Here is a 12,121-nt window from a genome sequence, read left to right on the forward strand (position 1 = left end):
TACATTGCACCGGCATAGCGTTGGTTGATGATGGTCTTCGCCGGCGATATTTTCTGGTAACATTCCGGCCGCTCGGTCGAGTCGCAACGATGTCGGGGAAACGAAAATCGTCGAGCGAGCATTGATGCCGCCTTTTCGGGTGGGCGGCAGTATCGCGAGCAGCAAATTGACCGGTTTGACTTCGATGTCAACCGGAAACGATTGACCAATAATGCAAGAGACCAGAAAACTTCCGCTTGTCGTCGATCTCGACGGCACGCTGACGACGTCGGATACCCTGATGGAGTCAGTGATATGTGTCATCAAGCGTCAACCTGCGAACTTGCTGCGGCTGCCGCTCTGGCTCGCTGGCGGGCGTGCCGCATTCAAGGGCAAGGTTGCCGAGCAGGCCGATCTCCGGGCAGAGACGCTTCCGTATCGCAAGCCACTCGTCGATTATCTCGCCCGCGAACGCGAAAGCGGCCGCCGGATCGTGTTGGCGACGGCCGCGCATCGCTCGATCGCCGAACAGGTGGATACCCATCTCGGCCTGTTCGATCTCGTCATCGCCACCAGCGGCGACACGAACATGAAAGGCGTGGCCAAACTCGCCTGCATTCGCGAGCAGCTTGGCGAAGATTTCGTCTATGCAGGTGACAGCAAGGCCGACATGCCGATCTGGGCAGGCGCCAAGGGCGCCATTCTGGCGGGCGTTGCGCCGAATGTCGCTACTGATGTCCGGAACAGCGTTCCCGTCGAGCGGGAGTTCGAGAACGAGCGTGCCGGCCTGTCGACGTGGTGCAAGGCGCTGCGTGTACATCAATGGCTGAAGAACCTGTTGCTGTTCGTTCCACTCCTGACGGCATTCGCGTTCTTCGACGCCGACAAGGTCACCACGCTGGCGCTCGCGTTTCTTGCAATGTCGCTTGGCGCGTCGGCCACCTACATCTGCAATGACCTCTGGGACCTCGACAACGATCGGCGTCATCCGCGCAAGCGCAATCGCGCGTTCGCGAGCGGCGCGTTGTCGATTATGCAGGGGCTCGGCGGCGCCGCGCTATTGCTCGCGGTGGCATTTGCTCTGGCGTTCGCCGTGTCGACCGGGTTCGCCGCCATGTTTGCACTCTATCTGGTGCTTACGACTGCCTATAGCTGGCGCCTGAAGTCCGTCGTGCTGCTCGACGTCGTCGTGCTGTCCCTGTTGTATACACACCGGATCGTCGCGGGGGCCATTGCCGCGGATATTCTGGTCAGCCGCTGGCTGCTTGCTTTTTCCGTGCTTGCGTTCCTGAGCCTCGCGCTCGTGAAACGCTGCTCGGAGCTCGTGCTCCTGCGTCAGAGCGACAAACACGTGTCGGCGGGCCGCGATTACCGCGTGGGCGATCTCGAAGTGCTGTGGCCGTTCGGGATCGGTGCATCGCTGGCGGCAGTGGTCGTGTTCGGCCTGTTCATCAGCGCGCCCGAAACGGCCGCGCGCTACACGATTCCGCATTTGCTCTGGCTCGTCCAGATCGGATTGATCTATCTGTTCGGACGCCTGTGGATTGCAACGGTGCGTGGTGCGATGCACGACGATCCGATCGTCCATATTCTCGAAAACCGTGGCAGTTTCGGCATGCTCTGCGTCATGGTGGCGCTTGTGCTGGCCGCTCACTTCGTGCCAGCCCCATGAACGGCGCAAACCCTATGACGGAAAAAAACCGAAACCGCGTGCGGGCGTACTGCCGCTTTGCCATCGTGTATGTGCTGTTGTTCGTGTGTGCCGGAAACATCACCAACAGCATGCTGTTGAAGTGGGGCTTTCGCGACGACCAGAAGGACGGTTTTGCGACGAGCTACAGCCTCGTCGGGATGATGAACGGAGATGCGCCGAAGCCGTTCGTCTACCGCTCGTCATTTCCGAAGGCGGCAAAATGGATCGCCGAACGCATCGATCCGGCCGTGCGGGACAAGCTGTTCAAGTCGATCACGCGGCATGATTCACTGCGCAATGCCTATTTCACGAACGTGCCGGGCGAATACTGGACACCGGTCGTGGCGCTCGTCTATCACCTGACGTATATCGCCGTCGTATTGTCGACGCTGTTTGCGCTGTTGCTGGTCTACAAGCTTGCCCGGCTGCACGGCCTGAGCTTCGGGCATTCGGTCGGTTTCCTGGCGGCGTTCAGTTTCATCTACCCGCTGACGTTCCAGCAGGGCGGCTACTACTACGATTTCTTCGAACTGCTCGGCGTGCTTGGCGCGTGCTACTTCGTGCTGACGAACCGATGGCTGGCGTGCACGTTGACGATCGCGGTCTTTTCGCTGAACAAGGAGACGTTCTTCCTGGTGCCGCTCGCGTTGTTCTTCCTGCATGAGCGTGGCGTCACACTGTCGAGGCGGGTCGCGTGGCTCGTCGTGCAATTGGCCATCTGCGCGGCGACGCGGCAGTTCATCATGAGCGGGTACGGCGCAAACGCGGGCGGCTTCGTTGAATACCACGTGTGGGACAACCTGAAGTTCTGGCTGAATCCGGCATCCTATCTGTCGTTCTACAACCTGGTCGGCAAGGGCATCTTTACCCCGAGCCTCGAGAACCCGCTGATGCTCGTACCGCTTGCGGTGTTTTTCCGGGCCGCGTGGCGTGCGACGCCCGCGCGCTACCGCACCTACTTTCTTGCCGCCTTCCTGCCGGTGCTGGTGCTGTTCTGCTTCTTCGGCTATCGGGACGAGGCGCGAAACTTCTCGGTGGTCTTTCCCGCGATCGTGTTGATCGCCCTGCATGGCGCGAACCGCTTCGATGCGATCTTTGGCGAAAGCGCCGGCGGGCAGGGTGGCGCTCGCGCCCACGCCGGCCGGCGGCACGATGTTGCCGTGGCGACGGAGGCCGCGCGATGAACTGGCTGATCGTGATTGCGAGCGGCGCGTTCGGCGGGCTCGCCAGCCTGTTGCTCCGGGTGGCGGCCCTCAAGGGCGTGGCGCTCGGCGAGTCGAGCCTATTGCCGTGGATCGTGCGCGGTGCGGCCGTCGGTGCTTACGGGATCGGGTTCGTGCTGTACGCAGTCGCGCTGCGCAAGACCTCGCTCGGCATCGCGTATCCGGTCATGGTCGCGACCTCCATGCTCGTGGTGCTGGCGTTCACGGCGCTGCACGAGCATCTGTTGCGCCCAATGCAGGCGGTCGGCGCGGTGGTCATCCTGATCGGCGTCTGGATGGTCACGCGGTTCGCGTAATCCGGCATGGCCTGGAGCCGGTACGCGGTACTGCGGTTGTTGGGGGGCCGGCGCTTGCTGCAGCATCGGTTCGTCGTCGGCGCCGGTCCGGTGGTTTCTCCGGAAACCGGCGATATTTGATCCGGATCGCCCACGCTCGCGAGGCGCCATGCTCGTGTGCGAATTCGTCTCGCGGCCCGGTCAGGTTCGTGCGTGCCGGCGGTTTCTGCCTCGTTTCTGCCTCGTAGGGGCTCGTGGAGGATGCCTATGGAAACACGCCCCCGATCAATCCGTCCCCATTCCCGAATAGCCCTCCAGCCGCACGGTTTTGTCCTCGCTCGCCACGCGCCGCCCGGCAGTTTTCTCCCAAATGCATCACAAGTCATTCATCTGATGAAAAAACAAGTCCGGTTCCCGGTATGATGCGCACCTTGCGTTGATCGGACGCACAATTTTTGATGCGATTTTTACGCACGCGGCACCACAAATCCGCACAATCCGGACTTGAAAGATTCTGTAATATAAATTCCGTATACTCGTAAGTTCTGATCCAGGCGCCGCCAACCATTTCCGTCGGCCGGCCGCCCAAGCAGAACAACCAGATACGTCGCCGCCTGGCCGTCTTGCGCCGCGACACGCTATGCACCACCACTGAACAACCTATGTCTTCCCGCCACTCTGGTTCGCCCGGCCGCGCCGCGGCGGTGATCGCCCGTTTCCGGGCGCTGATCCGCAATGAGCGTGTGCTGTCGCCGCTGCTCGCGCTCGGCATCGGCCTGCTGCTGATCGTGGTTTTCCAGCACCTGTCGGAATCCGTCGACTATCGGTCGGTGATCCGCCAGCTGCGTCACATGTCCGCTGGCGAGTGGGGCGCGTCGCTGGCCGCGACGGCCCTCAGCTATCTCGCGCTCGTCGCTCGCGACGCGGTCGGCCTGCGCTACGTCGGCGCGAAGGTGCCGCGCGTCGCGTTGTGGATCGGCGCGATCGCCGGGTCCGCGCTCGGTAACGCGACCGGTTTCGGCGCGCTGACGGGCGGCGCGGTGCGTGCACGCGTGTACGGCGTGTCGGGCGTCACGCCCGCGCAGATCGGCCGGATGACGGTGTTCACGAGCGGCACGCTGGCGCTCGCGATGGTGTTGATGACGGCGGTCGGCATGGTCTGCGTGCCGGAAGCGCTCGCCGCGATGCTGCACGTCGCGCCCGGCGTGCTGACGTGGACCGGCGCGGCGCTGCTGGTGGTGCTGGCCGCGATGGTCGTGATGTGCGGCAACGCCGCACGCCCGGTCGTCACGCGCTTCAAGTGGCTGTCGTTCGACGTGCCGGCGCGACGCGATCTCGTCGCGCAGGTCGTGTATGCGGTACTCGACGTCGTCGCGGCGGGCCTGACGCTGTGGGTGCTGCTGCCGGCCGCGCCGGTCGGCTTCCCGACCTTCATTACCGTTTACGCCGCGGCGTTGCTGCTCGGGATGATCGGCCATACGCCGGGCGGGATCGGCGTGTTCGAAGCGGCGATGGTCTTCACGCTCGGTCGCGAAGTGCCGCCGCACGCGATGGTCGCCGCGCTGATCGCGTATCGCGCGATCTACTTCGGCGTGCCGCTCGTGCTGTCGGCCGGCCTGCTGGCCGGTTTCGAAGGCCGCGCGCTGCGGCGCCGGCTCGTGACGCGGCAGGCCGTGCGCGTGTCGCAGCTCGCGCCGGTGTTCCTGAGCCTCGTGACGTTCGCGGTCGGCGGGATGCTGGTGATCTCGAGCGCGACGCCCGCGTTCTGGCACCGGATTGCGATCCTGCGCCACCTCGTGCCGCTGTGGGTGCTCGAAGGCTCGCAGGTGATCTGCAGCGTGCTCGGCGTCGCATTGCTGTTCGTTGCGCGCGGGCTGCTGCGCCGCCTCGACGGCGCATGGTGGATGACCTTCGCGCTGACGCTCGCGAGCCTCGCGCTGTCGCTGGCGAAGGGCCTCGCGTTCGTCGAGGCCGGCGTGCTCGGCACGCTGCTGGTGCTGCTGCTCGTCAGCCGCCGCCGCTTCAATCGCCATTCGTCGCTGCTGGCCGAGCGCTTCACGGTGAGCTGGTTCGTGTCGGTGGCGATGGTGCTGATGCTGGCCGTATGGGTGCTGTTCTTCGCGTTCCGCGACGTGCCGTACACGCGCGAGCTGTGGTCGCATTTCTCGTTCGACGCGCGTGCGCCGCGTGCGCTGCGCGCGACGCTCGCGGCCGGCGTGTTCGTCGCGCTGTTCGCACTGTGGCAATTGCTGCGCCCGGCGCCGGGCCGTTTCGTGAAGCCCGCGGAGCAGGACCTGTCGGATGCCGAACGGATCATCCGCGCGCAGGAATGCAGCGATGCGGGCCTCGCGCTGATGGGCGACAAGTCGTTCCTGTTCTCGGAGTCCCGCCGGGCGTTCCTGATGTATGCGAAGAACGGCCGTACGTGGGCCGCGCTGCACGACCCGGTCGGGCCGCGCGAGGAATGGCCGGCATTGATCAGCAAGTTCATCGCGCTCGCACACGCGCATAGCGGCCGGGCGGCGTTCTACCAGGTGCGCGCGAACGCGCTGCCGCTGTATCTCGATGCGGGGCTCACGCTGATGAAGCTCGGCGAGGAAGCGCATATCGCGCTCGACCAGTTCGACCTGAAAGGTTCGAACCGCTCGCACCTGCGCTACGCGCTGCGCCGCGGCGACAAGGACGCGCTGACGGTCGAGGTGATCGCGCCGAGCGACGTGCCGGCCGCGCTGCCGGCGTTGCGCGACATCTCGGACGGCTGGCTCGACAGCCGCGACGCGCGCGAGAAGAGCTTCTCGGTCGCCGCGTTCCACGACGGCTATCTGGCGACGCAGTCGGTGATGCTCGTGCGGCAGGCCGACAAGCCGATCGCGTTCGTCACGTTCATGACGACCGACCTCAACACCGAGGCGACGGTCGGCGTGATGCGCCATCTGCCGGACGCGTCGCCGTACGCGATGGAATATCTGTTTACGCAGCTCGCGCTGCATCTGAAGGAAGCGGGCTTCCGCAAGCTGAGCCTGGGTATCGCGCCGTTCTCGGGGATGGGGGCGGCGAAGATGCCGTCGCCGTTGCACCGGATCGGCCTGATGGTCTGGCGCTTCGGCGGCCGCTTCTACAATTTCCGCGGCTTGCGCGCATTCAAGAGCAAGTTCGAACCGCACTGGGAGCCGCGTTACCTCGCGGCCTCGGGCACGGTCGGCGTGTTTGTCACGCTGGCGGATCTGTCATTGCTGGCGGGAGGTCGGCGTTCATGATGTTGAAGAAGGGAATCGCGCGGGCGGCAGCCGCCTGCGCTGCAATGATGCTGGCCGGCGCCGCGTGCGCCACGCAACCGGCCGCCGTGAAGGCCGAAACCGTGTCGGGCGGCCGTTACGGGCCCGTGACCGTGACCAAACCCGGCGGGCCGCTGCGCGGCTTCGTCGTGCTGTTCTCGCGCGAGGCCGGCTGGAATGCGGCCGACCAACAGGCCGCCGATGCGCTCGCGCAGGCCGGTGCGATGACGGTCGGCGTCGATTCGGAGCGTTATGCGATGAATCTCGCGGCGAAGCCGGAGACCTGCCACCACCTCGACGGCGACGCCGAAGCGGTCAGCCACCAGCTCGAACGCCTCGCGCAATCGTCGCGCTATTTCACGCCGATCGTCGCGGGCGTGGGTCAGGGCGGCGCGATCGCGAAGCAGATCCTGTCGATGGCACCGGAGAACACGATCGCCGGTGTCGTATCGGTCGATCCGGCCGCCAAGCTCGATCCGCGCTTCAAGCCGTGCCCGCCCGATCCGACGATCGTGCGCCGCGCGATGCCGGGCTTCGTCGAAACGGCGGCCACCGGCGATTCCGCGAAGCTCGTGTCGCTCGTCACGTCGCATCTGCGGGATACCACGAGCGGCGACGAACTCGACGTGTCGGACCTGCCGCTCGTCGAACTGCCGGCCAAGGGGGGCAACGGCCAGCTCGCGATCGTGATCTCGGGTGACGGCGGCTGGCGCGATCTCGACAAGACGATCGCCGAGGCGCTGCAGCGCGACGGCGTGTCGGTGGTCGGCATCGACAGCCTGCGCTATTTCTGGAGCGAGAAGCCGCCGGCGCAGGTGAGCCGCGATCTCGCGCGCGTGATGCGCACCTACATGGCGCGCTGGCATGCGAACCGCGTGGCGCTGGTCGGCTACTCGTTCGGCGCCGACGTGATGCCGTTCGCGTACAACCGGCTGCCGGCCGACCTGCGCGACAAGGTCGCCGTGATGTCGCTGCTCGGCTTCGCGCCGGCCGCCGATTTCCAGATCCGCGTGACGGGCTGGCTCGGCATGCCCGCGAGCGACAAGGCGCTGAAGGTCGCGCCGGAAATCGCGAAGGTGCCCCCGCAACTCGTACAGTGCTTCTATGGCGCGGAAGAGAAGGACACGATGTGTCCGGCGCTCGTGAACACGGGCGCCGACGTGATCAAGACGCAGGGCGATCATCACTTCGGCCGCGACTATATCGCGCTCGAGAAGAAGATCCTCGGCGCGTTCGGCAAGCCGGTCGCGGCGCGCTGAACGCCGGCGCCCGCTTCGCGGCGGGCGCCGGCCGGTAGCTTCCGGTTCATCGTACGGGCGGCCTGCGGGCCGCCCGTTTCATTTTCCGGCTGGCGTTGCCGCGTTCTGCTGCGGCATCGCCCCTCGCGCATCGTGCTGGTAGAAGCCCGGAAACCGGTCGAGCTGGCGCCGCGCGGCCGTGATGTCCGTGCCGTCGCCGAGCACCGCGCTCGAAAACCCCGTGCGTTCCATCAGCAGCAACTGGTCGACCAGCACGTCGCCGGTCGCGCGCAGGTCGCCGGCGAAGCCGTAGCGCTTGCGCAGCAGGTACGCCTGGCTGTACGCGCGCCCGTCGGTGAACGACGGAAACGCCAGGTCGATGCGCGCAGCCCGCGCGATGTGTCCGGCGAGCGGCGGCAGTTCCTCGTCGTTGCCGATCGTCAGTATCGCGTCGTCGTGCTGCGGCGTGTCGCCGGCGTGTTCGGCCGGCGTCAATAGCCGGATACGTGCGGTAGGGTGCGCCTGCTTCATGCGTGCTCCTCCTGATGGCGCGCAGCGTTCGCGGCGGCCTTGAAGGGTTCCGTGCCGATGCGGCGGACGGTGTCGATGAATCGTTCGCTGCGACCGTCGTCGTCGATCCGTGCGTCGAGATACGCGTTGACGATCGCATCGACGACATCGACGATCTCGTCCGCCGAAAACGACGGGCCGATCACCTTGCCCGGCTGCGCAGGGCCGCTCGCCGTCGAGCCGTCCGAGCCGCCGAGCGTGACCTGGTACCACTCGGCGCCGTCCTTGTCGACGCCGAGGATGCCGAGGTGGCCGCTGTGATGATGGCCGCACGAGTTGATGCAGCCGCTGATGTGCAGGTCGATGTCGCCGACGTCGTGCAGCATGTCGAGATCCTGGAAGCGCTCGGCGATCGCATCGGCGATCGGGATCGAGCGTGCATTCGCGAGCGCGCAGAAGTCACCGCCCGGGCACGCGATCATGTCCGTCAGGAGTCCGACGTTCGCGCTGGCAAGCCCGATCGCGCGCGCGTTTTCCCAAAGCAGGAACAGGTCGTCGACATGCACCCACGGCAGCACGACGTTCTGCGTGTGCGTCACGCGCGCCTCGCCGGCGGAGAAACGGTCGGCGAGATCGGCGAGTGCATCAAGCTGGTCCGGCGATGCGTCGCCCGGCGCCTGCAGGCGGCGCTTGAACGACAGCGTGACGATGCGAAGCGCCGGATCGCGGTGGTCGGCCACGTTGCGCGTGAGCCAGCGCGCGAAGGCCGGGTGGCGTGCCGCCTGGGCGGACATGCGCAGGTTCGCGTCACGCAGGCTGACCGTGCGCGGCTTGAGCCGCGGCGGGACGAACGATGCGGCGACGCGGTCGAACTCGACCTGCGCAATCGTGTGCAGCCCGCCGTCGTGATCGACGATCTGGCGAAACTCCTCCTCGACCTCGTCGATGTAGCGCTGCCCCTCCGTCTTCACGAGGATCTTGATGCGCGCCTTGTACTTGTTGTCGCGCCGTCCATAGCGGTTGTACACGCGGACGATCGCCTCGATGTAGTTCATCACGTGCCGCCACGGCAGGAACGCGCGCAGCAGCGTCGCGATCATCGGCGTGCGGCCCATCCCGCCGCCGACGCTCACCCGAAAGCCGAGTTCGCCCGCGTCGTCGCGCACGAGCTTCAGCCCGACATCGTGCCAGTCGGTGGCTGCGCGGTCTTCGGTCGCGCCGGTGATCGCGATCTTGAACTTGCGCGGCAGGAACGCGAACTCGGGGTGCAGCGTCGTCCACTGGCGCATCACCTCGGCGAACGGACGCGGATCGGCGATCTCGTCGGGTGCGACGCCGGCGCGCTCGTCGCACGAGATATTGCGGATGCAGTTGCCGCTCGTCTGGATGCCGTGCATGTCGACGGTCGCGAGCAGGTCCATCACATCGGCGGCCTTGTCGAGCGGAATCCAGTTGAACTGCACGTTGGTGCGGGTCGTGAAGTGCGCGCTGCGGGTCGGCAGGCGCAGCGTGCCGAGCAAGGCCTGCGCGTCGGATGCGGCGCGGTAAGTGGCGTCGTCTGGCACGTCGTAGTCGCGCGCGATCCGCGCGAGCACGCGCAGCTGCGTGCTCGACAGTTCGCCGTACGGGACGGCCACGCGCAGCATCGGCGCGTGGCGCTGCACGTACCAGCCGTTCTGCAGGCGCAGCGGCCGGAACGCGTCTTCGCTCAGCGTGCCCTGCTGCCAGCGTTGGAGCTGGTCGCGAAACTGGGCGGCGCGGCTGTGCACGAGCGCCCGGTCGAAAACGGTATATCGATACATGACGTGATACGCGAGAGGAGCCGGGGCGCGAAGCGCGTGGCTCGGGAGAGAGGTTGCGACGGGTGTCGGGCAACAGCAGACAGCGTAGGGAACGCAGCGAGGCGGGACAAGCAGCAGATGGGGACGAAAAGGGCGTAGCAGATGACCGGCGTGACGCCGGCGCGGGCCGGGCCTGCGTGCGTGCCCGTGGCGGGTGTTTAGGCGGCGGCGTCGACGACGAGCGCCGGATCGAGCGCGCGGATGCGCTGGTCGATGAAGTAGCCGCCGCCTTCCTGGTAGCGCAGGAACAGGCGGCCGCACGCGCGGCAGCGGTTGACGGTGCAGCGGTTGTACGGGAAATGGCGCAGTGCGATCGGCGCGTCGTCCGACGCGTAGCGCGTGCCGGCCGGGTGATGTTCGGCGTAGGTCGGCTCCGTCTCGCCCGGCGGCGCGAGCGTGGCGACTTCGGTCAGTTGCGCGTCCTGCAGCGACAGCGGCAGGGTCGTCCATCCGGCGAGCGGCGTTCTCGTGCAGGCGCACGGCCGCGTGACGTGCGCGGCTTCAGCGGCCAGTTTCAACAGCGCGTCGTGATCGAGGTAGGGCAGTTGACTCATGGGCAATCGTGAGGAGCGGCGGGATCGGCACTGTAACCCGCGTGCGGGTCGCGTGCATCACCGTGACGCAGGCAGGGTGCACCGGGTGAGATTCAAGCGCCCTTGCGAACCGACGGCTGCGCGACGAGCTCGCCGAGCACACGGATCGCGTGCTCGATGTCGCGGCTCCACGGGTGGCCGAAGTTCACGCGCACGCAGCGCTCGAAGCCGTGTGCGGCCGAAAACAGCGGCCCCGGCGCGAAGCTGATCCCGCGTGCGATCGCCTGGCGATGCAGCTCCATCGCGTCGATCGCGTCGGGAAACGCGAGCCACAGAAAATAGCCGCCTTCGGGCCGCACCCATTCGACGCCGGCCGGCAGCCAGCGCCGCAGCGCGTCGTCCATCCGGTCGAGCTGCGCGTGCAGCGCGCCGCGCAGCTTGCGCAGGTGCCGATCGTAGCCGCCATGCTCGAGATAGTTCGCGATGCCGGCCTGCGCGGGAATGCTGGCCGACAGCGTCGTCATCAATTTGAGCCGCTGCACCTTCTCCGCGAACCGGCCGGCGGCGGTCCAGCCGATCCGGTAGCCGGGCGCGAGCGTCTTCGAGAACGAACTGCAGTGCATCACGAGGCCGTGCCGATCGAACGCGCGCGCGGGCAGCGGATAGTCGGGGCCGAAGTGCAGCTCGCCGTACACGTCGTCCTCGATCAACGGCACGTCGCGCGCGGCGAGCAACTCGACGAGCGCGCGCTTTTTCTCGGCGGACAGCGTGACGCCGGTCGGATTCTGGAAATTGGTCATGAACCAGCACGCGCGGATGTCGTGCCGGTCGAGCGCGTTCGCGAGCGCATCGAGATCGAGGCCCGTGTGCGGATCGACGGGAATCTCGACCGCGCGCAGGTCCAGCCGCTCGATCGCCTGCAGCGCCGCATAGAAACCGGGCGCTTCGACGGCCACGACGTCGCCGGGCCGCGTGACGGCCATCAGGCACAGGTTCAGCGCTTCGAGCGCGCCGTTCGTGACGACGATCTCGTCGATGGGTTGCGAGATGCCTGTCGCGAGATAGCGCCGTGCGATCTGCTGGCGCAGCGCCTCGTTGCCGGGCGGCAGGTCGACCACCGTGCTCCACGGGCTGACGAGCCGCGTGGCCTGCGCGAGCGATTTCGCGAGGCGCGGCAGCGGAAACAGTTGCGGCGACGGGAAGGCGGAGCCGAGCGGCACGATGCCGGGTTGCGTGGCCGCGTCGAGGACGGAGAACACGAGGCTGCTGATGTCGACCTTGCGCGTGGCGCCGGCACGGCTGGCGCGGCGCTTGGCGGCGGGGCTCGTTGCCGGCGTGGCGCCCGGCGCGACGTAGTAGCCCGAGCGTTCGCGTGCGCGGATCAGCCCCCACTGTTCGAGCAGGTAGTACGCACGAAACACCGTCGACTGGCTTACGCCGTGCTGCGCGATGATCTGCCGCAGCGACGGCAGGCGCGTACCGACGGCGAGGTTGCCGTGGCGGATGTCGTCGGCGATCGTGTGGGCGAGGGTTTCGTAGCGTTTCATCGGCGAG

At 66.7% G+C, this 12,121-nt stretch carries 9 protein-coding genes; 5 read left to right on the forward strand and 4 right to left on the reverse strand.

Going from position 1 to position 12,121, the window contains the following annotated elements; all coding sequences use genetic code 11:
• The first annotated feature begins 211 nt into the window (after positions 1 to 211).
• The 5 genes from ACPTTC_RS24645 (at position 212) to ACPTTC_RS24665 (ending at position 7,704) form a co-directional block, all read left to right on the forward strand.
• Positions 212 to 1,651, forward strand: a complete 1,440-nt coding sequence (locus ACPTTC_RS24645; RefSeq protein ID WP_423394297.1) for a UbiA family prenyltransferase — start codon at positions 212 to 214, stop codon at positions 1,649 to 1,651.
• The gene (locus ACPTTC_RS24650; protein WP_423394298.1) at positions 1,648 to 2,856 is read left to right on the forward strand and encodes a hypothetical protein; all 1,209 of its coding nucleotides are present in this window, start codon (positions 1,648 to 1,650) and stop codon (positions 2,854 to 2,856) included. The genes ACPTTC_RS24645 and ACPTTC_RS24650 overlap by 4 nt, the downstream gene beginning before the upstream one ends.
• The gene (locus tag ACPTTC_RS24655) at positions 2,853 to 3,191 is read left to right on the forward strand and encodes a small multidrug resistance protein (RefSeq protein ID WP_423394299.1); all 339 of its coding nucleotides are present in this window, start codon (positions 2,853 to 2,855) and stop codon (positions 3,189 to 3,191) included. The genes ACPTTC_RS24650 and ACPTTC_RS24655 overlap by 4 nt, the downstream gene beginning before the upstream one ends.
• Positions 3,192 to 3,832: 641 nt before the next feature.
• Positions 3,833 to 6,427 (forward strand): bifunctional lysylphosphatidylglycerol flippase/synthetase MprF, encoded by a 2,595-nt coding sequence (gene mprF, locus ACPTTC_RS24660; protein ID WP_423394300.1) that lies wholly within the window; start codon positions 3,833 to 3,835, stop codon positions 6,425 to 6,427.
• Positions 6,424 to 7,704, forward strand: coding sequence for a virulence factor family protein (locus ACPTTC_RS24665; RefSeq protein WP_423394301.1), 1,281 nt, complete (start codon positions 6,424 to 6,426; stop codon positions 7,702 to 7,704). The genes mprF and ACPTTC_RS24665 overlap by 4 nt, the downstream gene beginning before the upstream one ends.
• Positions 7,705 to 7,782: 78 nt before the next feature.
• Here the strand turns inward: ACPTTC_RS24665 and ACPTTC_RS24670 are convergent, their stop codons facing one another.
• From ACPTTC_RS24670 to ACPTTC_RS24685, 4 genes are all read right to left on the reverse strand, one after another.
• On the reverse strand, positions 7,783 to 8,214 hold the full coding sequence (locus tag ACPTTC_RS24670) for a DUF934 domain-containing protein (RefSeq protein ID WP_423394302.1): 432 nt from the start codon (positions 8,212 to 8,214) through the stop codon (positions 7,783 to 7,785).
• Positions 8,211 to 9,995, reverse strand: coding sequence for a nitrite/sulfite reductase (locus tag ACPTTC_RS24675; RefSeq protein ID WP_423394303.1), 1,785 nt, complete (start codon positions 9,993 to 9,995; stop codon positions 8,211 to 8,213). Before ACPTTC_RS24675 ends, ACPTTC_RS24670 begins: the two co-directional genes overlap by 4 nt.
• Positions 9,996 to 10,192: 197 nt before the next feature.
• Positions 10,193 to 10,588 carry a hypothetical protein gene (locus ACPTTC_RS24680; RefSeq protein WP_423394304.1) on the reverse strand — a complete coding sequence of 132 codons (396 nt, stop codon included), beginning with the start codon at positions 10,586 to 10,588 and terminating at the stop codon, positions 10,193 to 10,195.
• Positions 10,589 to 10,680: 92 nt separating this feature from the next.
• A complete protein-coding gene (locus ACPTTC_RS24685) occupies positions 10,681 to 12,114 on the reverse strand; it encodes a PLP-dependent aminotransferase family protein (protein ID WP_423394305.1) in 1,434 nt (477 codons plus the stop codon).
• Positions 12,115 to 12,121 lie beyond the last annotated feature (7 nt).

Origin of the sequence: Burkholderia mycopellens (genome assembly GCF_964265025.1) — a bacterium.
In the GTDB taxonomy this organism is placed as follows: domain Bacteria; phylum Pseudomonadota; class Gammaproteobacteria; order Burkholderiales; family Burkholderiaceae; genus Burkholderia.